The organism is Bradyrhizobium sp. (genome assembly GCF_027307225.1).
Lineage (GTDB): Bacteria > Pseudomonadota > Alphaproteobacteria > Rhizobiales > Xanthobacteraceae > Bradyrhizobium.
This window is the reverse complement of record NZ_DAHUXJ010000156.1, coordinates 1-22,545: the sequence shown is the minus strand read 5'-3', so window position 1 is coordinate 22,545 and position 22,545 is coordinate 1. Positions and strand designations below refer to the sequence as shown.

At 60.6% G+C, this 22,545-nt stretch carries 23 protein-coding genes and 1 pseudogene; 13 read left to right on the top strand and 11 right to left on the bottom strand.

Annotated features, from left to right (window positions below; translation table 11 throughout):
* Nucleotides 1-361 precede the first annotated feature (361 nt).
* The 3 genes from murJ (at nucleotide 362) to M6D32_RS26225 (ending at nucleotide 4,804) form a co-directional block, all read left to right on the top strand.
* On the top strand, nucleotides 362-1,891 hold the full coding sequence (gene murJ, locus M6D32_RS26235; protein WP_298261849.1) for a murein biosynthesis integral membrane protein MurJ: 1,530 nt from the start codon (nucleotides 362-364) through the stop codon (nucleotides 1,889-1,891).
* Nucleotides 1,892-1,986: 95 nt separating this feature from the next.
* Nucleotides 1,987-4,293 carry a xanthine dehydrogenase family protein molybdopterin-binding subunit gene (locus M6D32_RS26230; RefSeq protein ID WP_298261847.1) on the top strand — a complete coding sequence of 769 codons (2,307 nt, stop codon included), beginning with the start codon at nucleotides 1,987-1,989 and terminating at the stop codon, nucleotides 4,291-4,293.
* 61 nt (nucleotides 4,294-4,354) lie between these two features.
* Nucleotides 4,355-4,804: a cytochrome c gene (locus tag M6D32_RS26225; protein WP_298261845.1), complete on the top strand. Its 450-nt coding sequence runs from the start codon at nucleotides 4,355-4,357 to the stop codon at nucleotides 4,802-4,804.
* 223 nt (nucleotides 4,805-5,027) lie between these two features.
* Here the strand turns inward: M6D32_RS26225 and M6D32_RS26220 are convergent, their stop codons facing one another.
* Entirely contained in the window at nucleotides 5,028-5,447 is a 420-nt protein-coding gene (locus M6D32_RS26220; protein WP_298261843.1) for a CHRD domain-containing protein, read from the bottom strand.
* A gap of 417 nt (nucleotides 5,448-5,864) precedes the next feature.
* On the opposite strand from M6D32_RS26220, the gene M6D32_RS26215 reads away from it, so the two are divergent.
* The 8 genes from M6D32_RS26215 (at nucleotide 5,865) to M6D32_RS26180 (ending at nucleotide 12,960) form a co-directional block, all read left to right on the top strand.
* Nucleotides 5,865-6,794, top strand: coding sequence for a cytochrome c (locus tag M6D32_RS26215; RefSeq protein ID WP_298261840.1), 930 nt, complete (start codon nucleotides 5,865-5,867; stop codon nucleotides 6,792-6,794).
* Between the two features lie 130 nt (nucleotides 6,795-6,924).
* Complete coding sequence (locus M6D32_RS26210; protein ID WP_298261838.1) at nucleotides 6,925-8,442, top strand: ATP-binding protein; 1,518 nt, start codon at nucleotides 6,925-6,927, stop codon at nucleotides 8,440-8,442.
* Nucleotides 8,439-9,143: a response regulator transcription factor gene (locus M6D32_RS26205; protein ID WP_298261836.1), complete on the top strand. Its 705-nt coding sequence runs from the start codon at nucleotides 8,439-8,441 to the stop codon at nucleotides 9,141-9,143. The genes M6D32_RS26210 and M6D32_RS26205 overlap by 4 nt, the downstream gene beginning before the upstream one ends.
* Before the next feature lie 161 nt (nucleotides 9,144-9,304).
* Nucleotides 9,305-9,709 (top strand): response regulator, encoded by a 405-nt coding sequence (locus tag M6D32_RS26200; RefSeq protein WP_298261834.1) that lies wholly within the window; start codon nucleotides 9,305-9,307, stop codon nucleotides 9,707-9,709.
* 468 nt (nucleotides 9,710-10,177) lie between these two features.
* Complete coding sequence (locus M6D32_RS26195; protein WP_298261832.1) at nucleotides 10,178-10,414, top strand: hypothetical protein; 237 nt, start codon at nucleotides 10,178-10,180, stop codon at nucleotides 10,412-10,414.
* Between the two features lie 195 nt (nucleotides 10,415-10,609).
* Nucleotides 10,610-10,966, top strand: coding sequence for a hypothetical protein (locus M6D32_RS26190; protein ID WP_298261830.1), 357 nt, complete (start codon nucleotides 10,610-10,612; stop codon nucleotides 10,964-10,966).
* Nucleotides 10,967-11,461: 495 nt separating this feature from the next.
* Nucleotides 11,462-12,289, top strand: coding sequence for an N-acyl homoserine lactonase family protein (locus M6D32_RS26185; protein ID WP_298261829.1), 828 nt, complete (start codon nucleotides 11,462-11,464; stop codon nucleotides 12,287-12,289).
* Between the two features lie 407 nt (nucleotides 12,290-12,696).
* Nucleotides 12,697-12,960, top strand: a complete 264-nt coding sequence (locus M6D32_RS26180) for a hypothetical protein (RefSeq protein WP_298261827.1) — start codon at nucleotides 12,697-12,699, stop codon at nucleotides 12,958-12,960.
* Between the two features lie 43 nt (nucleotides 12,961-13,003).
* Here M6D32_RS26180 and M6D32_RS26175 read toward each other — a convergent pair whose 3' ends face one another.
* Entirely contained in the window at nucleotides 13,004-13,441 is a 438-nt protein-coding gene (locus tag M6D32_RS26175; protein ID WP_298261825.1) for a hypothetical protein, read from the bottom strand.
* Between the two features lie 268 nt (nucleotides 13,442-13,709).
* Between M6D32_RS26175 and M6D32_RS26170 the strand changes: the two genes are divergently transcribed.
* A complete protein-coding gene (locus M6D32_RS26170; RefSeq protein WP_298261822.1) occupies nucleotides 13,710-13,997 on the top strand; it encodes a hypothetical protein in 288 nt (95 codons plus the stop codon).
* A 458-nt stretch (nucleotides 13,998-14,455) separates the two neighbouring features.
* Here M6D32_RS26170 and M6D32_RS26165 read toward each other — a convergent pair whose 3' ends face one another.
* The 9 genes and pseudogenes from M6D32_RS26165 to M6D32_RS26125 all read right to left on the bottom strand — a co-directional run bounded on the left by M6D32_RS26165 (nucleotide 14,456) and on the right by M6D32_RS26125 (nucleotide 21,584).
* Nucleotides 14,456-15,181 carry an outer membrane beta-barrel protein gene (locus M6D32_RS26165; protein ID WP_298261820.1) on the bottom strand — a complete coding sequence of 242 codons (726 nt, stop codon included), beginning with the start codon at nucleotides 15,179-15,181 and terminating at the stop codon, nucleotides 14,456-14,458.
* A gap of 68 nt (nucleotides 15,182-15,249) precedes the next feature.
* Nucleotides 15,250-17,085, bottom strand: a complete 1,836-nt coding sequence (locus M6D32_RS26160; RefSeq protein ID WP_298261819.1) for a porin — start codon at nucleotides 17,083-17,085, stop codon at nucleotides 15,250-15,252.
* A 482-nt stretch (nucleotides 17,086-17,567) separates the two neighbouring features.
* Nucleotides 17,568-17,895, bottom strand: a pseudogene (locus tag M6D32_RS26155) (response regulator transcription factor); the annotation flags it as partial.
* 36 nt (nucleotides 17,896-17,931) lie between these two features.
* On the bottom strand, nucleotides 17,932-18,717 hold the full coding sequence (locus M6D32_RS26150; RefSeq protein WP_298261817.1) for a hypothetical protein: 786 nt from the start codon (nucleotides 18,715-18,717) through the stop codon (nucleotides 17,932-17,934).
* Nucleotides 18,718-18,917: 200 nt separating this feature from the next.
* Nucleotides 18,918-19,388, bottom strand: a complete 471-nt coding sequence (locus tag M6D32_RS26145) for a hypothetical protein (RefSeq protein ID WP_298261815.1) — start codon at nucleotides 19,386-19,388, stop codon at nucleotides 18,918-18,920.
* Nucleotides 19,385-19,891, bottom strand: coding sequence for a DUF6644 family protein (locus M6D32_RS26140; protein WP_298261813.1), 507 nt, complete (start codon nucleotides 19,889-19,891; stop codon nucleotides 19,385-19,387). Before M6D32_RS26140 ends, M6D32_RS26145 begins: the two co-directional genes overlap by 4 nt.
* Nucleotides 19,891-20,385, bottom strand: coding sequence for a DUF6644 family protein (locus M6D32_RS26135; RefSeq protein ID WP_298261811.1), 495 nt, complete (start codon nucleotides 20,383-20,385; stop codon nucleotides 19,891-19,893). Before M6D32_RS26135 ends, M6D32_RS26140 begins: the two co-directional genes overlap by 1 nt.
* 8 nt (nucleotides 20,386-20,393) lie before the next feature.
* Nucleotides 20,394-20,786 carry a DUF6152 family protein gene (locus M6D32_RS26130; RefSeq protein WP_298261809.1) on the bottom strand — a complete coding sequence of 131 codons (393 nt, stop codon included), beginning with the start codon at nucleotides 20,784-20,786 and terminating at the stop codon, nucleotides 20,394-20,396.
* Between the two features lie 15 nt (nucleotides 20,787-20,801).
* Entirely contained in the window at nucleotides 20,802-21,584 is a 783-nt protein-coding gene (locus M6D32_RS26125) for a hypothetical protein (RefSeq protein ID WP_298261807.1), read from the bottom strand.
* Between the two features lie 575 nt (nucleotides 21,585-22,159).
* Here M6D32_RS26125 and M6D32_RS26120 point away from each other — a divergent pair.
* On the top strand, nucleotides 22,160-22,545 hold a 386-nt coding region (locus M6D32_RS26120; RefSeq protein WP_298261805.1), incomplete at its 3' end, for a L,D-transpeptidase family protein.

Genomic DNA, 22,545 nt, shown 5'->3' with positions numbered 1-22,545 from the left:
GCCAGCCGAGCATCGCCAAAGCGGCCGACTGACCAATCCATCCCTGTCTTCAATGCGGTCATCCCTCTCGTGGACCGCACGATAAGGAATCAGACTCGATTCCATCTTGGCAACAAAAATTGTGTGCACGCCTTAGCCCTTTGTGGGGAGGGTGGCCGTCGCGAAGCGACGGTCGGGTGGGGGGGGCACGTCGTTGACGGAATCCGATCCTCACAGCTTCCTTCAGGACCCCCACCCCGGCTCGCGCTGAAGCGCAAGGGCGCTTCTGAGCTCGCCGACCCTCCCCGCAAGGGGGAGGGAAAAGAAAGAGCAAAACCTTTCCGCGCTTCAAACCGACCCCCGATTCCTTTAGAAGCGGCGCATGCTCGGTCGTATCTTCACCGTCGGCGGCTACACGCTTCTTTCGCGCGTGACCGGCTTTGCCCGCGACATCATGCTGGCGGCGATCCTCGGCGCCGGGCCCGCGGCGGACGCCTTTTTCGTGGCGCTGCGACTGCCCAATCATTTCCGGGCGATCTTTGCCGAGGGCGCCTTCAACGCGGCTTTCGTGCCGGCCTATGCCCACGTCAGCGGCGAGGAGGGCGAGAAGGCGGCCAGCCTGTTCGCCAACCGCATCTTCACGCTGCTATTTGTCTCGCAGCTCGTTCTGCTGGTCGCCGCCTGGCTGTTCATGCCGCAGGCGATGAGCCTGCTCGCGCCCGGATTTGGCGACGATGCCGAGCAGCGCAAGCTCGCGATCGAGCTGACACGGATCACCTTTCCGTATCTGCTGCTGATCACGCTGGTGACGCTCTATGGCGGCATCCTCAACGTGATGCACCGTTTTGCGAGCGCGGCGGCGGCGTCCATCCTGCTCAATATTTCGATGATGGCGACGCTCGCGGTCGCGGTGTGGTTTCCGACGCCCGGCCATGCGGCGGCGTGGGGCGTTTTGATCTCGGGTTTCCTGCAATACTTCCTGCTCGCCGGCGATCTCGGTACCCATGGTGGTCTGCCGCGCTTTGCCCCGATCAAGTTCGACGCAGATGTGCGCGCGTTTTTCCGTGCGCTGGGGCCCGCCACCATCGGCTCGATGGGTACGCAGGTCGCATTATTTGCCGACACGATCATCGCGACCTTTCTTCCTGCAGGCGCGCTGTCCGCGCTCTATTATGCGGACCGTCTCAATCAGTTGCCGATCGGCGTGATTGGCATTGCGATCGGCACGGTGCTGTTGCCGGAAATGTCGCGTCGGCTGACAGCAGAAGATCACGAGGGCGCGCATCTTGCGCAGCGGCGCGCTTTCGACTTTACACTGTTGTTGTCGGTGCCGTTCGTGACGGCGTTTCTTGTGGTGCCGGATCAGATCATGCGCGCGATGTTTGCCCGCGGCGCTTTCACCAAGGGAGACGCCGCGGCAGCGGCCGCCACGCTCGCCGCCTATGCCGTCGGGCTCATTCCGTTCGTGCTGATCCGAAGCGCGGTTGCGACCTTCTACGCGCGGCGAGATACGGCGACGCCAGTGAAGGCCGCGCTGATCGGCGTTGCCGTCAACGTCGCGCTCAAGATCGCGCTGGTCGGCCCATTGGCGCAGGTTGGGCTTGCTTTTGCGACGGCTATGGGCGCCTGGATCAACCTGTCGCTGGTGATCGGCTTTGCGGTCCGCGCCGGCCATCTCCAGCTTGATTCCGCCTTGCTGCGGTCGGTCGGAAAGTTTGTCGCCACGGGTGTCGTGCTGGCCGCGGCATTGTGGCTGACGGCGAGGCTTTCAGCGTCCCATGTTTCGGGCTCGGGCACCCTGCATGACGAGGCTGAATTTCTGCTGCTGATCGTGGCAGGCGGCGTGGTCTATACCGGAGCAATCCTGCTGCTGTTCGGCCGGCGCTGGGTGATGTCGCTGGTAAAAGGTTAGTGTTCACGTTTGCTTAGCCGCAGGTTTGCGTGACCAACCGATCCGCGCCAATATATGTTGCGTAGCATATTCGACAGGTTGGAAACGGAAACAGAATGGCTCCCGTCAAATTCGGCGTCGGTCAAAGCGTGCTTCGCAAAGAAGACGACGCGCTCATTCGAGGCCTAGGCCGCTACACCGACGACTTCGCTCCCTCACAGGCCTTGCATGCGCTGGTGCTGCGTTCGCCACATGCGCATGCGAAGTTCACCATCGATGCGGCGCGCGCCCGCGCTCTGCCCGGTGTCGCGCTGATCCTGACCGGGGAAGACGTCAGCGATCTCGGCGACCTGCCGTGCCTGTTCAATCTGGAAGACAATCCGTTCACCGGGCCGCCTTATCCGATCCTCGTCAGGGATGAAGTGCGTCATGTCGGCGACGCCGTTGCCTTTGTCGTGGCAGAGACCGTCGATGCCGCGCGCGACGCCATCGAGGCGATCGAAGTGAAGTGGGTGCCCTTATCGGCGGTGACCGGCGTTCGCAACGCGGTCAAGGGCGGCGCGCCGCAAGTCTGGGCGCAGCACCGGGGCAACGTCTTGTTCGATGTCTCGATCGGCGACAAGAAGGCGACCGAGGCGGCATTTGCGAAAGCGCATGCGGTTGCGGAAATCTCCATCGTCAATCCGCGCGTCGTCATCAATTTCATGGAAACCCGCGCGGTGGTCTGCGAGTACGACGCCAGGCGCGATCATCTCACACTCACGATCGGCAGCCAGGGCAGCCATCGCTTGCGCGAGATCATCGGCGGCATGGTGCTGAAGATGCCGCTGGAAAAGATGCGCGTGATCTGTCCCGATGTCGGCGGCGGGTTCGGCACCAAGCTGTTTCCGTATCGCGAGTACGCGCTCGCGGCCGTTGCCGCGCGCAAACTTCGCAAGGCGGTGAAATGGACCGCCGATCGCAGCGATCACTTCATGGGCGACGCGCAGGGGCGCGACAACGTCACGACTGCGCGGATGGCGCTGGCCGAGGACGGAAAAGTCCTCGGCATGGACGTCGACCTCATGAGTGACATGGGCGCGTATCTGTCGACCTTCGGGCCGTACATTCCCCACGGCGGCGCCGGGATGCTGCCCGGCCTTTATGACATCCAGGCTTTTCACTGCCGCGTCCGCACCATCTTCACCAACACGGTGCCGGTCGATGCCTATCGCGGCGCCGGACGTCCAGAGGCTGCCTATGTGGTTGAGCGGCTCGTCGATGCCGCCGCGCGAAAACTCGGCATGAGCGTGGATGCGATCCGCCGCAAGAATTTCATCCCGCCCCGCGCGATGCCGTACACGACCGCGACCGGCAAGATCTACGATTCCGGCGACTTCGCCGCGCATCTGAAGCGGGCGATGGAAGTGGGACAGTGGAAGGACTTTCCGAAACGCGCCAAGGCGGCGAAGAAGCGGGGCCTTGTGCGTGGCATCGGGCTGGCGAGCTATGTCGAGGTCTGCGGCACCATGGGCGAGGAGACCGCGCGGGTCGCACTCGACCCCAACGGCGACGTGTCGGTCTTGATCGGCACGCAATCGACCGGGCAGGGCCATCAGACCGCCTATGCGCAGATCATCGCCGACCAGTTCGGCGTGCCGCCGGAGCGAGTCCATGTCTTCCAGGGCGATACCGACCGCATCGCCACGGGACTTGGCACCGGCGGCTCTTCGGCGATTCCGACCGGCGGTGTCTGTGTCGAGCGCGCCGCGCACGAGCTTGGCCAGCGCCTGCGCGAGATCGCGGCGGAAGCACTGGAAACAAGCGTGGGCGACCTTGAGATCGACGGCGGTACCATCCGCGTTGCCGGCACCGACCGTGCGATCAGCTTTGCGGATCTGGCCAAACGTCCGGGCGTCGATCCGTCGAAACTCAACGGCAGCGCCACCTTTACCGCGGCCGACGGCACGTTTCCGAACGGCACGCATCTCGCCGAAGTCGAGATCGATCCGGCCACCGGCAACATTCAGATCGTCAACTACGTCGTCGTCGACGACTTCGGCGTGACGCTCAACCCGCTGTTGCTCGCCGGCCAGGTGCATGGCGGCGCCATGCAGGGGATCGGCCAGGCCTTGATGGAGCAGGCGGTCTATAGCGCAAAGGACGGCCAGCTTCAGACCGGTACGTTCATGGATTACGCGCTGCCGCGCGCGTCCGATGGCCCATCCTTCATCTTCGAAACGCATAATGTGCCGTGCACGACCAATCCGCTTGGCGTCAAGGGCGCGGGCGAGGCGGGGGCGATCGGCTCCTGCCCTGCCGTCGTCAATGCCATCGTCGAAGGGCTCTGGCGCGAGTACAAGATCGATCACATCGACATGCCGGCGACGCCGGAGAGGGTCTGGATTGCGATCCGCGAGCATCAGCGCCGGCATAGTCTGTGATAGCTCTCGTAAAGAGAACTGGCATATTGACGAGCGTGTTGAAACGAAGGGGAACAAGCCGATGATACGAACTACCTTGGTTGTTGGCGCTTTGTTGCTGGGCGTCAGTGCCGTCGTCGCGCAGCAGGATCTGGTCAAGCAGAACCAGGACACGATGAAAGCCAATGCGAAAAATCTCGGCGCCATGATCGCCATGGTCAAGGGCGAAAAGCCTTACGATCAGGCCGCTGTGACGGAGGGGCTTGCCCAGCTCGAGGAGACCGCCAGGAAGCTGCCGACGATGTTTCCGGACAGCATCAAGGGAATGAATCCTGCGGACAGCAAATACGAGGTTTCGCCGAAGATCTGGAAGGACAAGGCCGGCTTCCACGCCAAGATCGAAGAGTTCGCCAAGGTCGTCACCGAAGCCAAGCCCAAGATCACGGACCTCGATACGCTGAAGGCGAATGCGCCGGCCATCGGCAAGGCATGCGGCAACTGCCACGAAACCTTCCGGATCAAGAAAGGCTAAATCCAAGCTTTGTTGAAGCGATGTCAGGCTCCCGTCATCGCGAGGAGCGCAAGTGACGAAGCGATCCAGAATTGCTGCAAAGAAGGACTGGATCGCTTCGCGATCGCTCGCGATGACGGCATTCTCAAAGGGCGTCGAAGTTACTTGCGAAGCCCGGCTGCCGCCGGGGAGAGGCTTTAATCGCCCGCCATCGCTTGATCACTCGAACGTGCACTATGTCACCTTACTTCGTGATCTGGCCGCGGATTTCGCCAGCCGGATTGGCCTCGGTATGAACGTTGATGTAGAGCTTGCCTGCTTCGAGATCGGCAGCCTGCGCATCGGTCAGGGTGGCGCTGCCTTCGGCGGGGCTCTTCGTCGCGCCCGGAATGGCCGCAACGACGCCTGCATTCTTGCCGGGCTCGGCCGGGCCATGGATGTGAGCTGCCTTCGCAGGGCCGGTCAGTCCGCTATAGGTCAGTTTCCACGAGAGCTTCTTGGTCGCGGCGTCATAGTCGATATCGGCGGTGCCGGTGCCGGCGCTGGTGGTCGGCGGCGCTTCGGACTTGCCGTTCAGCGTTGCCTTGAACTTTTCGGCGAAGGCCGGTCCGACGAAAACAACCGTCGTAGCAAGCGCAAGCGTCGCGAGTTTGGCTTTGGTCATGGTTCTCTCCCTGTGGCGCAAATGCGTGATGGCGAACAATATGTACGAGTTACACAACCGCCGGGTTCCAATTTTATTCCCGAAATCGGCCCCAAAATGAAGAAATTTGGAAGCCAACCGAGGGCTGCTCGGTGACTACAAAGCTCACGCAGCGACTCTGAGGCTCGCGCAGTGACCAAAGGCTGGTGCTATGGCCATAAAGGCCCGTGCCGCGGCTATCGTGCCAGTGGAGTGGATTTGACATTCGCTACCCACCTGGCCGCAAGTCCCGAATGCGAATGTCAAATCCAAAACTCCACTAGAAACTTATATCTGCTAGTGGTCCTTCTAATTCTAACATTCGCAACAGCGGCCGCTGAGAAGGGATGCGAATGTTAGAATTGGACCACTAGATGTGCTTGGAATGACGGATCGGTGATGCGACGAATTTTCCTTGGTGCGGCAATTGCAGCCGCGATCGGCCTTTCCGTCTATTGGCTGCTGACCGAGCCGTTCATCCTGTCCGGGCGCCCGATAACGCTTGCCGCCCGGACGCCCGACCTCGCCAACGGGAAGGTGGTCTTCAATGCCGGCGGTTGCGCCTCCTGCCACGCGGTGCCGGGCCAGCCCGACCGTTTGAAGCTCGGCGGCGGGCTCGCGATCCATTCGCCATTCGGGACGTTCTACGCGCCCAACATTTCACCGGATGAAGCCGATGGCATCGGGCGCTGGACCGAGGCGAATTTTGTCACAGCGGTGACATCTGGCGTTTCTCCCGGTGGCCAACATTTCTTCCCGGTCTTTCCCTATACCTCCTACGCGCATGCGCGCGTCGACGACATCAGGGATCTCTTCGCTTACATCAAGACGCTCGCGAAGGTCGCCGGCAAGGTGCGCGACCACGATGTGCCGTTTCCGTTCAACATCCGCCGCAACGTCGGCATCTGGAAGCTGTTGTTCTTCGATGCCAAACCGTTCACGCCCGACAGCGCGCATTCGGCGCAATGGAATCGCGGCGCTTATCTCGTGAACAGCCTCGGTCATTGCGCCGAGTGTCATAGCCCGCGCAATTTTCTCGGCGGCATCATCACGGCGCAACGATTTGCCGGCGGCCCCAATCCGGAAGGCGAGGGCTGGGTGCCCAACATCACCGAGAAAGAGCTCTCCGACTGGAGCGCCAGGGACATCGATTATTTTCTCAAGACCGGGCAGACGCCCGATGGCGATTCCGCCGGGGGATCGATGGTGGCCGTGATCAAGAACACGTCGCAACTGCCGGACGCCGACATAGCTGCGATCGCGGAGTATGTGAAATCTCTGCCGCCGGTCGTAGGTCCGCCAAAGCCACCTAAAAAGGCGAACAAGTAGAGCTCACAAAAAATCGCCGAAGCGGATGGTCTGCCTGGCCGATACCGGCCGACCTCGACGTATGTCAGGATAGCCAGGCGATCCGGTTTTGCTTAAGGCGGTGAGCATGACCTCAGCAGGAGCGAATCCAATGGGATCGATCACGGAGAACGCGTGGAGCATTATTCCGGAACCGGAACTCTCGTTGCGTGGCCGGCCAGGTGGCTATGTTCTTGCCTTGCTCCTGGTCTTCGCAGCAACTCTCGTCAGCATTGCAACGCTAACGCTGGCCGGGTCACGAAGCACGTCCCTGCCGTTCATGGTGGCCCTCGTCGTAGTCGGCATCTGGTGCGGGATGCGTCCCGCCCTGACGGCGGCTATTGCGGCTTTCCTTTCCTACAACTTCCTCGTTGCCGACCCGCAGTTGGCGTTTTCGTTCGAACCGGCCGACGTCGTCGTATTGGTAAGCTTTCTCCTTGCTGCGCTGCTGGTTGGTGCGATGGCGGGCCAACTCAGCGACCGTACCCATGCAGTCACGGATCAGCTTCGCCGGCTGACTGCGCTCCTCGCCGCGAGCCGCGATCTTTCTGTTGCGACCGCCGCTTCGGAAGTCGCGCAGAGCCTTGCGCGGACCTTGAAGTCGGGCAGCAACATCGAGGCAGCGATCTGGTCGGTGAACAGGGGTGAACGGACGCTGCTGGCCATGACTGACGCCGTGTCTGTGGTCGGCGCCGAATCCGACGAGGATTTGAAGGCACTGGTTCTGGCCGGAAAAAATGCGCTCTTGCGGGACTTGAGGACGGCGCGAGGCACCGTCGGGCTGGTCGCCATGTGGACCGATCGAAAGGTCGAGACACCCGCCGCGAGCGACTGGCTGGAAGCATTGCTCAAGCTCGGCGCCATTGCATTCGATCGAACGACGCTTGCAGAAGACGTATTCGAAGCTCGCCTGATCGCCGACCGCGAAGGTCTGCGTACCGCGCTGTTGTCATCGCTGTCGCATGACCTGCGCACGCCGATTGCCACTATCCTCGCTTCGGCTTCGAGCCTCCTCGAGCATGACTCCCGGTTCGATGGGACGACGCGACGCGAATTGCTGGACACAATCCAGGAACAAGCGGAGCGGCTGAACCGATACGTCTCCAACCTTCTCGACATGACGCGCCTGGAAACCGGCGTTCTCGCGCTCAAGCGCGCGCTGATGGAGCCGGCAGAAGCCATGATTTCCGCCCTCGAACAAACGCGGCGAAGGCTTGTCGGCCGGCGCGTCGAGCGAGCCTTCACGGCGTCCAATGTCATGATTTCAGTCGATCCTGTGCTGATCGAACAGGCGCTGGTGAACATCCTCGAGAACGCCGCCGAGTTCAGTCCTCCCGGTTCCATCATCCGCGTCGGCGTCGCACGCGAGGACGATGAAGTTATGCTTGTGGTTGCCGATCAGGGGCCCGGCGTCAGCGCCGAGGAGCGGCCGCAGGTTTTTGATAAATTCTTCCGCGGAGGCGCGAACCGGCGGCGCGAGGGGGGAGTCGGTCTCGGGCTCGCCGTAGCCAAGGGGATCGTGGAGGCCTTCGGCGGACAAATCGGCGTCGAGAGTCCGGTCTGGGACGGGCGCGGCGCGCGGTTTATAATCCGGCTACCTGCCCAACAAGCGATGGAGCCCAAGGAGTGACCGGTTCAAGCCCGCGCGTGTTGGTTATCGACGACGAACTGCCGATATTGCGCGTTCTGAAATCGACCCTTGTCACCTCCGGCTTCAATGTGACGACCGTCCCTTCGGCCGGGGCGGCGCTGCAATACGTCGCTCAATCCGGCGCCGATGTCATCGTGCTGGATCTCGGGCTGCCGGACATGGACGGCAAGGAAGTGATCCAGGCACTGCGCGAATGGACGGAGGCACCGATCGTGGTGCTCTCGGCTCGCCACGACGCGGAAGAGCGCATCGCAGCCCTCGATCTTGGCGCCGACGACTACATCACCAAGCCTTTCCATATGGGGGAACTGCAGGCTCGCTTGCGCACAGCCTTGCGGCATGCGGAACGGCAAAGCCATGAGGCCTCAACCTATTCGGGGCGCGGCCTGGAAGTGGATTTTGAGCGCCGGGTAGTAAGGGTTCAAAAGCAGGAGATTGACCTCACGGCCAAGGAGTATGACCTGCTGAGCTGTCTGGCCCGCCATGCGGGCCAGGTCGTCACCCATAAGCAACTCCTCGCAGCGGGGTGGGGAGGGACGGTCACCGATACGCAGTTTGTGCGGGTCTATATCGGGCAAATCCGGCAGAAGCTCGAGGCCGATTCCAGCGCGCCCGACCTGATCCTCACAGAGCCCGGAATTGGCTACCGTTTGAGAACGGACGACGAACGATCCTTATAAAATCCTTACACTTCATCCTCCCGTCGAATCCTTCCTAATGGGCTCGTGCGGCGAGGTCGCCGCGACACCGTGCGAACTTCGGAATCGGAGCTCCAGGTAGCCGCTTTGGCGGCGATCCTCTCGATTAATCGAAGGGCTGATGGGAGGACATCGTTCGAAATATGCGCGAAGCTGAACGGGCCACTCATCCGAACATTCTCGTCATTGAAGACGACGTCCAGATACAGACCACGATCGAGTCCGCGCTCGAAGACGAAGGCCTGCACCCCGCCATTGCTGCGACAGGCGAGGAAGCCGTTACGCTCCTGAGAAGCGATCTCGGCGACTATCGCGCGCTCGTCGTGGATATCAAGCTGCTTGGCAGGATCGATGGCTGGGAAGTCGCGCGGGCGGCGCGCCGGGTCGATCCGAACGTTCCCGTTGTCTACATCACGGGAGCGGCGGCTGACCGCTGGGAAACGCAAGGCGTGCCCAGCAGCGTTCTGCTCAAAAAGCCCTTCGCGCCGGCCGACCTCGTAACGGTCATCCAGCAATTGCTGGACGAGAGATCGGACGCCGAACCGTAGAGCCGAACAGGAATGCGTTTGGGGGAACGATTGTGGGCTGGGCGTTCATTCTGTTTCTGACGTCACACATCTATACGATGAAATTCGACAGCCAGGCCGAATGTACGTTAGCGCGCGGACTGCTCGTCGCTTATCCCGTGAGCCAATGTTTCCGGATCGGGCAAACCGCTCGACGGGAACGCACTCCCGCTACTGACAACTTATTTGCTTCATGCCGGGGGGCTCATGGAGAAGTCGACTGCATCCACGCAACGCGTGCCGCAGAGCTATTGCGTCTTTTGCGAGGAGAAGACGCCTCACCTGCACGAGCGATTGGCCGTCAATCGAATGCAGGTCATCCGCTCGCTCTGCCTGACGTGCAACCGAGAACAGCCAAAGGAGCGAGCTGAGCGACGGCCTTGACCCGCTCGTACTGTCGCTCGCGACGAGATTGAAACGAAAAAGACTGCACCGGAGAACACGATCAAGATGGCACGCATAGCGATCCCCGTGGTTGAAGTCAGCGCGCCTGACGGAACCAAGTCGTTCTGGGCAGCCTATTCGATTCCTCACAGCCAGGCCGTTGCGGCCGTCAGGCAGAAGATACCGGCCGACCACTCCGCCGAGCTATCCGTCGTGCGGCTTCCGAACCAGTGGAGACCGGACGACGTGAGTCCGGGCGACATCATCCAGTTGGACTTTGATTTTCTGAGCAGCCGCGCATGAGACCTGAATCGTCACGGCCAAGGACAAACCGGCGCGGGCGAAGATGCTGGTGCGGGACGTTGCACGTGGACGCGAGGCATATGCCTTCCGGCTTCGGAGGTCGTGAGCTCGACGGTCAGCCCTGCCTCAGACAGCGAAGAATCCTTGAATCGGATTTGAATGGTCTTCCCGCCTCCGATTGTCTATGCTGAGCCGATGTCACGTCTCATATGTCAATCGATTGCTGTCATCCTGTCGCTGCTTGCCGTCGCCGCGCAGGCCGCACCGGTTCACAAGCGGCCGGCGCACCGGCATGGCTATGGTTTTCTGCCGGGCTATCATCAGCCGCCGAGCAACAGCCAGCCGCTCTATGCCCAGAAGGGCGCGCTGCGCTATGTGGCGGAGCACAATCGGCGCCCCTGGTATATCGACCCGGTGCCTGACTATGTCGGATGGGACGGCGAATGGCACTATGTCGGGAGGCCCGGCATTTACCGCGGCCGCTACAACGGCGGCTCGTTCGGTCCGTGCTGGACGTGGACGCCGATCGGCCCGATCTGGAATTGCGGCTGAGCCGCGGTTCAAAGCCACCTGATCACGGTTAACGTCGCCGCTCTGGCAGCTTCCGGTGCTTGTCAGGGCAGGCACAGGATCACGTCTGTGTTGGCCTGCGAAAAGACATTTCGTCCCCTAGCGGAGTGGATCTGACATTCGCTACCCACTTGGCCGCGGGTACGTCAAGCGAATGTCAAATCCAAAACTCCACTGGAAACCTATATTTGCTCGTGGTCCTTCGATTCTAACATTCGCAAAAGTGGCTGCTGAGACCGGATGCGAATGTTAGAATCGGACCACTAGTGTCCCGATCCCGAAGTTCGTCCCATCTTGCGGAGCCACGTTTCGAACTTCGGGATCGAAAGGACACTAGCAAACCTATTGATCTAGTGTGGCTTGGTTCAAGAAGTCCGCATGACGAAGCCGCGGCACAAATGATGCGGACTTCTGAACCGCCACACTAGGCGCGTCTATATCCTGCGCTCGCCATAATGCCATTCAGGGGGAGAAACGATGATCAGAACACTTTCCAGACTTGCTGCCGGCGTCAGCCTTTTCGTGGGGCTCGCTGGTCTCACGCTGCCCGCACAGGCCGCCGACCTGTCGCTGGCGCGCCTCGCCGACTGCGGCACGCCGCAGCCGCCAATATCAGTCAATCCGCGCTTCTCGGATACTTTTGCTTTTGGCGACCTGAAGCTTCAGTTCGTCTACAGCTGCTATCTCATCAAGCATGGCGACGAGTACATGCTGTGGGATACCGGCCATTCCATGACCGCTCCCAACGTCGCGCCGAAGGTGAGCCTTGTCGACCAACTCGCCAGGATCGGCGTCAAGCCGGATCAGATCAAATATGTCGGCATCAGCCATTACCAGCCCGACCACACCGGCCACGTCTCGTCGTTTCCGAAAGCAACGCTGTTGATCGGCGCGAAGGAGTGGGACGCGATCACGGCGCCGAAGCCAGCCCAGGGCGTCAACTACAAGCCGTTCGAGAGCTGGATCAAGGGAGACAGCAAGGTCGAGCCATTGGCACTCGACAAGGATGTGTTCGGCGACGGCAGCGTGATCGTGTTGCGCACACCCGGGCACACGCCGGGCCATTCCAGCCTGCTGGTCAAGCTTGCGCAGATGGGGCCCGTCATTCTCAGCGGAGATGCCGTGCATTTCCGCGAGAACTACGATTCCGACGGCGTGCCGAGCTTCAACTACGATCGCGCCGAAACGATCGCGTCGATGGAGCGCATCAAGAAGATCCTGGCGAATCTGAAGGGGACGCTCATCATCCAGCACGATGCGCGCGACGTCGGCAAACTGCCGGAATTTCCTGCGTTTGCGAAGTAGGCTCTCTAGCTGTCGCTGCCCTGATTTTCCGGGCAGTGCTTTGAGCGTCTGCGCGTCAACCTGTCGGCTGTCTTCTCAGCGCCGCACAAACTCCGCACCCGCGATTTCGACAGCGCGTCGCTGGTGTGGCAGTTCAGAAGTCCGCATCATTTGTGCCGCGGCTCCGTCATGCGGACTTCTGAACCCAAGGTACACCAGGACACTGGTATGCCATTAAACAAAATTTAGAAAGCGCGCTGAAATTCCGTTCGTGAATTAAATTTTAGAGACGCGCGGAAATTCAATCCGCGCCGTCGCGCGTTGCTTCATCGCGATGACTGGAACGGCTGCATTTGGAACATCGGAATCCAGATTTTGATGGATCAAATGGCGTCCGGCCGGCATCTGCTTAGCTTATGGAGCAACCTATGAGAATTCTTAAGGTCGCTGGAGCCGCTGCAGGTCTGTTTGTGCTGATCGCTCCCGCCATGGCGGCAAGTCATACGGAGTATGGCATGCATCGCCATTTTTACGGCCCCGTTGTTCACCGAATGACGGCGCAGGATTTCGATCATTTCGACTACGGAATTCGGGCCCCCACCTACCACTCCGGATGGGGAGGCCCCTATGGCGACGGTGATTATCCCGGCTCCATCGATCAAAACATGGGACCGCCCTACTGGGCTTATTGAGCGCGCACAAGGGTGATCGATTCGCCGCGAGGGCCCTTAGGCTTTAACGCGCCAACCCCCGGTCGGCACAGACGCTTCCGACGAGACCAAGCGTCCTCGCGGGAGCGCCTGTGCCGTTCTGGTCCTCGGCCGTGACCTGCGTGACGATCCCTTCAGGCGAGGCAATGACGGTGAGTTTGCAGATGCGGGGGTCGTCCGTCATGTAGCCGGGCGTGTGCCCGTCTTCATAGAGACCTCCGTCGCCGGTGTCGGTCGTTCTCCTTTTGGCGGTTGGGTCAGCCGGACCAAGCTCCCACACATAGAGCATGTCATCGTTGTCCATCTTCTTGCGGCCGGTGGGCGAGCCAAACCGGTCGGCGACAACATGGACATCCTTCCCAACGAATTGGTTGCCGGCCTGGGTTGACGGCGCCGCATTCTGGGCCGAGGCCCACCCGCCGCTCAAAACAACGCACAAAACTGCCGCGCCTATGCTCCGCATTTCTCTTGTTCCTCTAATCAAGGCGACCTCGACCCGCCTGCTCAATGCCGTCGACATAGCCGCAGTGGAGGTGCTGATATGCTGACCCGGCTGCGGCCCCAAGCTAAAGGCTATTTTAACCAGCCAAAGGGTTTAAGACAGCCAAGGAAGTGTATATGTTTGTTACAAGCTACGCGCCACCATTGTGGCAGCGCTTTAACTTCGCGCACGCAAGCGCGCGAAAGCAGCACTGAGCAGACTTGCGGAGCGGCCAACACAGGAGAACATGATGGTTAAATTTGGGCTCACGGGAGCCGCGGTTTCGCTGATGCTTGTGATCGGTGCGGCGGCGAGCCAGGCGCAGCCCGCTGACGGGCATCAATACAGACGACACTTGCGCGCGGCGCCTCCGCCTGTTGTTGCCTATGGCGAGCCCTCGCTGCCGGTCGAGCAGGCTATACGATTTGGTTACAGCCAGGGATACGCCGATTATCCGTCGGGCTGGGGTGGCATCTATGGTGACGGGCGCTATCCCGACAACACCGTCTCCAGCTCCCGTTACAATACCCTGCATTGAGAAACGAGGCGCCCTTGTGGCAAAGACGCCGCGGCGGAAGGTCCTGCATCTGCGGCCCATCAGTTCGCGTTCGGGACAGGCGTGACGAGCGGCGCAAAAAAGCCCCGGACAAACCGGGGCTTTCTCATTTCTAGTGCGGTTAATTTGAAGTTCTTATCAGTATTGCGGCAAGTTCGTCACAGGAACTTCAAATTCAAAGCCGCTACTCAAATCAACTGATTCCGAAGTTCGCGTTAGAGGTCGCCGCGATGGTTTGCGAACCTCGGAATCGGAGTTCTAGTGTGGCGAGTCTGACGTTCCTTTCAGTTTCGCAGCGACCTCTTCAAAGGAACGTCGGAGTCAAAGCCACACTAGAATCATGTATTTGCTAGTGTCCCCTTGGTTCTGACATTCGTAAAAGTGTTCGCCGAGATACGATACGAATGTCAGAACCGGGACACTAGTCTGGTTATGCAGCCTCAGTACCTCGCGATCGCCGGGCCGCCGAACCGGTAGTTGATGCCGGCGCGGGCAACAGTGTCGACCAGTGGAACGTTGCGGGGTCCCTCGGCCGCAACGGTGTTGAACGTCGCGTCACCGAACTGGGCGTACAATAGCTCGAACTTGGCCGACCAGTTCGGCGCAAAGCCCCACTCAACGCCGCCGCCCGCCGTCCAGCCGGTTCGGGTCGAAGATCCCGAAGCGAGGAGAGCGAGGGTGTTGGCATCCTTGACGCCAAATTCGATGCCCGTGGCGGCGAAGCCGCCGGTGCCGTAGAACAGCAAATTGTTGACTGCATATCCCAATCGAAGCCGAGCCGTGGCCAACCAGGTTTCCTTGGTGAAGCTCAGGAAGGCCGGATTGCCGATCGTCCCGTTGTCGGTATTGCTGCCGTATTCGCTGCCCCAAGCTCCATCGCCTTCGAAACCAAGGACGAAATTCGACATCTGCCAGTTGTAGCCGATCGTACCGCCGCCGAAGCCGCCCTTGATGTTGTAGCCGTTGGCGAAGCTGAGGTCGCTCACACGAGCGACATGGTCGCTGCCGCCAGCGGATCCGCCGCCTTGGACACCGATATAGAAGCCGGTCCAGTTGTAGATCTGGGCGACCGGCGGTGCCGCCTTCGCCGGCAGATCAGCCGCCAAGGCCGCCGTCGGACCGAGAAGCAACGCGCCGACGGCGCCGATAAGGATTTTCTTTGTCATGGTCATCTCTCGAAAGTCTGCTGACGCCTGCGCGTGGGTTGGGTTCATGTTCTGATTCTGACGTGACATTAGAACCTCCACTGAAGGCCGGTCGAGACCCCGGCAAGGATGGGACCGGTCCAGATGTGCGGATTGGAAGCCAGACCGCCCGTGGCATCAAATGCCGAGTGAGCGTCGGTGGTGACGCCATGCCCGCCCGCGCCGAGGTCAAAATGCGAGGTTGGGCCGTTGATAGTCGCCGCAACAGCGGTGTACCAGGTCAGGTTCGAGCCGAACTTGTGCTTGTAGTTCGCGGTGAGCATGTCCGCCGAGTTGTCCTGGGGTGAAGCGAAGACGCCTACACCGTCAGTTGGGAGAATGAAACCACCCAGGCCTAGCGTCGTGGTCAGCGACGCTGAGTTGTGCTGCCCCGGGTCGCCTGGGGTATTGAAAGCATGCGCCCAGCCGAAGCTCATGCTGTCATTGGGCGTCAATTCCTGGGTCACGAACAGCCAGGTGCTGTCGCGCGAACGCTCGTTCTGGAATTGCAGGTCAGCCGGGATGTAGCGGTGCATCCTTTCGAAGATGCCACCCACCGTCGTCTTGGTCGAGAAGGTGTAGAGGGCTGCGACCTTGAAGGCGTCTTCATCCCCGACGTCCTCGTTGCAGAGGCGTAGGAAGTTGGATGCTGCTTGGGTGCCAGGCGCAAATGTTCCCCCAAATGATGCTTGAGCAAACCCAAGTGTCTGGAAACAGCTGCTCGCATTGGTAAAGAGCCCGCTATTTGCGATGCCATATTCGGCCGCAATATCACTCTGCCGGTTGACGCCGAAGTGCCGTTCGTAAGCCGCTGTGATGTAGAGCGGGCCATTGGTGTAGCTCAGGCTCGTGCTGACCGCGTTGCCGAACGAGCCGTCGCCGCAGGTCACCGGCAGATTGCCGCCGGAGGTCGGATCGTTGCCACCGGTACAATTGCCTTCGCCCGCCGGGATATTGTCATTGATCGTCGCGCGGTTCTGGCCCGGCGAGAACAGGGCGTTCCACTGGAAGCCGCCGATGGTCGGCGATTCGTACCAGATCGAGTGATCGAGCCGCCCGCCGAATTCGACGCGGTTGTCGCCGCCGCTATTGGACATGATGACGTGCATGTTGCCGATCTCGCCCGCGAACGGGTTGAAGCCGCCGGTCGATCTTTCATAAGGCGCGGTGGTCTTGCCGATCTTGATCGCGCCGAACTCAGGATTTGCAAAACCGATATAGGTGTTGCGATTGAACAGCGCACCGTTGACGCCATTGCTCAGGTTGCTGTTGCTCTCTCTCGTGCCGGGCTGTGTGGCAACGGCGAAGCCGACTTCCATTTGGTAGACGAAGTTGAACGGGAAATTCGGCACGCGCTGGAAGCCGCGCACGCCGAGATAGGAGCTGTTGCTCGAGATCGCCGGCATCCAGCCGAAATTGCCGACCGGGAGGGGCTCGCTTGCACCGGGACCGTTGAGTCCGGTGTTATTGATATTCGAGTAGAGAGCTTTGGTGGTGTCGTCAACCGACACGTCGATGTTGCCGTAACCGGTGATCTCGCCGCCGGGCGTGTAGAAGGTGAGTGGGTTGCCCTTCTTGTGTTCGAAGAAGCCGTGACCGTTGGCGTCGATCTCGGGCGCGACGAGCGCGGGCGCCGGAGTCGGTACACGCGTGGCAAGCACTGGTGTGGCGCCAGGCTTGGCGGGCGTGGCGTTCTTGATGGCTGCATCATCATGCTTCTTGAGCCGCGCCCTCAACGCCGCATTTTCGTTTTTGAGTGCTGTGTCTTTCTTTTCGATCTTGTCAAGTCGCGACACTACATCGTCGAGCTTGTCAGCAGCAGCAGGCAAAGCGTGCAACGCTATGCCTGCTGCTACTAAAGTTGCCCCCAGAACGCGTTTTCTCATCGTCTAGCCCCCTTTTAAAAAAAAGTTAAGACAAAGTGACGCGGTCGCTTCATACCGTCAACGGAGACTCGGAACCCGATGTTGCTCGCAAGTGCGAAGCAGCATGATCGGCATCATCAAAAAAAGAGGATTTATTTCAAATAGATAGATGAATATGGCGACATTTGTCGCAATGCGGAAATATTGTGTCGTGGAGGCAACACAAAGGAATAATGTATACCGAGAGGAATAATGTATACCAAAACGAGGGTAGTTGGGCGCTTTGGGAGGATGCCCAAAAAGGGGCTCATCTCGGGAAAATGTGGCGAAGAAATTCGGCGAAACCGGCAGAAAAAATTGCTCTCCAACGCCTGGCCAACCCGTCAATCAAAGCCGGAAAAAAGCGTAAAGACGCCAACCCCGCATCAGCGACACCTTTCCGAGAGATGACGCGCGGATGGCGTGACCGGAGCTAGCGATTCCGAAGTTCGTGGCATCCGATCTCAATTGGGATTCATTTCCACCGCGATACGAATGAGGTCGCCCATTTGCGCCGAGCTTCTGCTTGAGCAGCGAAGTGGTGTTGGCAACCGTCTTGTAGGAGATGCCGAGCGCATGGTGAACGGCTTCGACAAAAAGCCGCGGGTCATCCGATTTCGAGAGATAACCTTGCGCCCCCATCTCGACCGCCCGCACCGCAAAGGCCGGATCATCGTTCATGCTGAACATGATGATCCTCGCGCCGGGATCTTCCTTGCGAATTTGCCGCATCAACTCGAAGCCGGAAACGTCCGGAAGCTTGATGTCGATCACGACGACGTCGGGCTTCTCACGCTTGCACGCTTGAGTTGGACTCGCCGGAATCACCTAGATTCCGGTCGCCCCGGTTTTGCCAGAGCGGATGGCGGCCCGCTGCGGCAACAGCACGATGCAGAGGATGATCAGCGCCGCCAGGATCGCTGATGCGCTGTAGCGGCTGAAGGCGAGTCCGCCGTCCGCGTGCGGTTTGTCGAACAAGTCGCCCAGGGTTGCGCCGAGCGGCCGGGTCAGGATGAAGGCGGCCCAGAACAATGCCGTTCGCGAAATCGACGTGAAGAAGTAGGCCGCGGCGACCAGCACGAGCCCCGCGCCGAATATCAGGGCGCCGCCCTCGTAGCCGAGGCCGTTGGTATCGGCCATCCAGTCGCCGAGCGCGGTGCCGAGCGTCTGCGAAAACAGGATCGCAACCCAGTAGAAGGTTTCGGTCTTCGCCGTCGCAACCGTGTGCACCGAGATCGATCCCTCCGACCAGTACCAGAGGCCAAGCGAGATCATCAGTAGCGCGAACAGAAGCGACGATCCGCCCGAATAGCCGATCCCGAGCGAGCGGTCGGCGAAGTCGGCCATGGTGGTGCCGGCCGTCGTGGTGGCCACGATCACGAACCAGTACAGGAACGGATGGAATTTCCGCGTGGTAATCTGTGCGACGACCGCGGCGGCAAAGATGGCGATGAAGATCGCGCTGCCGACCGCGTAGCCGAGTTTCATGGACATCGATACGGCGTCGCCGCCGGTTTCGCCGAGCGTGGTCGCCAGGATCTTGATGATCCAGAAGATCAGGGTGACTTCCGGAACCTTGCTCGTTTCAATGTCTCGATTCACGCGGGCATCCATTTCTGTCGAAGGCGCCCACGCTTGGGCAAAATTTCGGCCCTTTTCCGTTTGGCTTCGGGCAATATGGCCGTGTCCGTTGATCCCCCGGATTACAGACTGCGTCACCTCGAAATAAACAATAACCGAGGTAAAGGTTCCGCTCGTTTCCATCAGCGCCGTTCGCAGAAATTTGAGGTTTGCCGCGCGAGGAGCGCGAGACCTTACTCAAGCCCGTAGTGGCGGTGACAGGCAGCGCAGATGCCGTCGAGACGGTCGCTGACCTCAGAGACGGCTTTCAGATCGTGCGCTTCGGCGGCCTGGTAGGCCTTGTCGGCGGCATCGGCCAGCTTTTTCACATAAGCGTTCCACTCCTCATCCCGCGCGCGCCCTGGAATCAGCAGGGCGTTGGTGGCTTCGGCAAGCGTCGCTGCCCCGCTTGTGATGTTCTCCCAGTCGTCGTCCGTGCGGGGCGCCAGGCTGCGTTCGCCGTTGGCGTCGATTACCGAACCGTTGACGCTCCAGACCACCTTCGCCGCCGGCGTCAGCACGTGCTCCATGAACGTCTTCATGTCGACATGGGCCTGGAACGGCGGCATTGCCGGAGTTGTCCAGGACATCGATGGCGATGCTGCAAGTCCGGCAAGAACGAACGCGGCCGCGAGACCGACGCGAGGACCGCGCCGTTGCATCACTGCAGTTCCTCCATCGTGAAACCGATCCAGCGTCCGCAGGCCACAACCGCGATCCAGAACAGGACCGACAGGGCGCCGGCCAGCCGCGCCCGTGGCGGCGGGAATTTCCGCGCTTCCCATTTCGGCAGATCCCTTGCGGTAATGGCATGGAAGGCGATCATGTTGAGTCCCGCCGCGCAGATCAGGCACATCTTCGCGACGAAGTAGCCGTTGGCCAGGTATTTGGTGGCGTGCGAAATGAACAGCAGGAAGCCGGAACTGGCCGCGACGACGAAGGCGCTCCACGTCAGCGGCAGCACGGCTCTCGTCAGTCGGCCGACGGGCCGGCTGATGGAGGCAAAGCCGAGCAGCCGCAGGTCGAGCACGAAGACCGATCCGACCACGAGGCAGATCGCCACGACGTGGATGGATTCGATCGAGGGAAACAGCAAATCGTTTTCGCGGATGGCGTCGGCAATGCTGCTGTCCTCGAAGAACGCAATCAGGTCCTGGAACTGCGACATCATCCGGCCTGCGTGTAAGCAATCCAGCGACCGGCGAACAGAATGCCGCACCAGACCAGGATTGACGCCGTCGCCAGCGCGCGGCCGGCCGCTCGCCGATTTTCAATGAAGTCGGGTGACGACAGAACCGTCCGTTGCAAGATGGCCGTCAGCAGGATGGCGACGAGCAAAAGCGACATCTTGAGATAAAAGGTGGTGTTGACCAGCGAGCGCCGCGGTTCGCCGATGATCAGAAGGCTTCCGGTCAACAGAAGGATGAGGAGAACCGGCCAGACCGGCGGCAGAAAGCGCCGGGCGACGGCGTGAAGCGGCTCGTCGCGTTCGAACAGTCCGAAGATGCGAAGGTTCACCAGCACCGCCGAAGAAAATACGATCGCGACGCAGAGAATGTGGATGGTCTGAAGCGTCGGGATGATCCAGCTGACGGTCTGGATGACATGGCTGAGCCCGGTTGATGCCAGCCACTTTGAAAACGTGATCAGCAGCGCTTCCATCGGAGAACCTACTGTTCAGCCGGAGTTAGACTGTAGGTCAGTTCCTTGCCGTCCGGCAGGACCACCTTGCGCAGATAGCCGCCGGATTTGCCGTCGCGCAGCGGCAGGTACGTGAACGTCGCGTGGTCGCCGGGCTGCAGCGATCGCTTGGTCCAGCCCGACCGCGTGAGCACGCCCGGGCTCGACACTTCGAAGACCCAGGTGCCGGACTGCGGGCCCTCCTTGACGTCGGTCTCGATGACGAAGCTGATGTGCGGGTTGGTCCAGTTGACCTGCTTGACGGTGCCCTGCACGGTCTGCGGATGGTCGCTGTCATAGGCCGCGTTGGAATGGTGCGCGGTGGCCGCGCCGGCAAAGCCCAGCGTCAGGCAGGCAGCAATCATCATGGCCTTCGGCGACATCTCGATTTTTCCCTGTTACTTGGCGGTGTGGACCGTTCCGTATGCCCCTTGCGCGTTGGGGACATAGATGTCGTTGCCGTGTTCGTCTTTCCCCGGCAACAGATCTTCCTGTTCGCATTCACCCTCGACAATTTCGAAATGTCGATCGGGATAGCGGCGGAATATTCGGGTCGTCTTCCACGTCGTGGTAAGCACGTTCGGCGCGGTGATCTCCAGGTCGTCATGCATGACATTCGGCTCGGCGAGATGAATGTGCTCGACGATATGCATGTTGCCGTTGTTCGGAATGCCGGCTGCTTCGCTGATCGCGATATAGGCCTGCGGTACAATCGCCGTGGTATCGACCATCAGCGTGTCGCCATCCCAATGACCGATCGAATAGCCGTGCAGTGAAAGGTCGGGGTCCTCCGGCGGCTTGCGGCCATCCGTGTAGATGCGCCGCATGCGGTTGCCGTCGCCTTCGCCGAGCATGGTGATGCGGCCGGGTGTAACGAGCACCTCGATCGCATTATGGGCGATCAGCATCCAGCTGGGCATGCCGTGCGGCAGGCAATGGCTCAGGACGAGAAAGGGGCGTCCCGCCTTTTCCTCGTCCACAAGATGCTGAACTTGCGAGAGAACATCCGCCTTCCAGGGCGGCATGCTCGTCCTCTCCTGCCGCTTCTGATCCTTCACGTCGGGAATCCAGACACCGCTGAGGTCAGGCGCGGCATGTGCGCTTGCAAGCGCCGCGACCTGCACCATCGCGCAAACATACCCTGCGATCGCGAGAGCCCTGGCCGTCCGTCTGGCGTGCATATGACCATCCAACAAAGACAGCGACGTTAGTTTGTACAATTGACAAAGAAAAGCGGCCACTTGTCCAGTCACCCCAAAATCATGGGTGGTACGCGCCATTCGCCTCACCTTGCCTCGCGACGCCCGCAGCCGTCTGCCAAAGGGGATCGCACTCAAGAAGGAAAGAATTTTGTCGCGACAGACACTCTTGCAGCAAAGCGAGCGAACAGGATGAGACCAAAATCGACGCGTGCAGCGTGTGACCGCGGCCGAATATTCGGACGAAGCTTTTGCCACGCAGCAGGGGCTTCTCATTGACCGCAAGGGGAACTCAGCTGATCGTCACATCGTTGCTCCCGGATGACCGCTGCAAACCGCAGACAGTAATTGCGGCTGCGCCGCGGCTACGAGGCCACACTTTCTCCCAAGCGGGCTGTCGTATATGAGAGATTCGTCACCGTGGTGTCGACGGTTCGCGAGAGGGAGGCGAACCATCGAGGGTGGCGCGGGTTAGCTAATTGTAAAGACCGCGATCTGAGACTTGCGATCTGAAACGGCTCGGCAAGCGCGGACAGGAACTTTAGTCGGGGCGTGGCATGTTGAATCGGCTTATGACGGCACGACCCACCGTGGTGACGCCGCGGTGGGGATTTCTCGGTGTGGTGGCGCTCGTGGCGATGGCCGCGCTGGTTGAGCTTGACTCCGGCGCCGCGGCAAGACAGGCGCGCCCGGCGCCGACCGTCGTGGCGACGGCACCGCGCGATGCCGGCGAGCCGATCATGGCGATCGTCTCCCTCAAGAGCCAGAAGGTCACGTTCTACGACGCCGAGGGCTGGATCCTGCGTGCGCCGGTATCGACCGGCACCACGGGACGTGAGACCCCCGCCGGCGTGTTCGCCATCGTCGAGAAGGACAAGGACCACCACTCGACCATGTACGACGATGCCTGGATGCCCAACATGCAGCGCATCACCTGGAACGG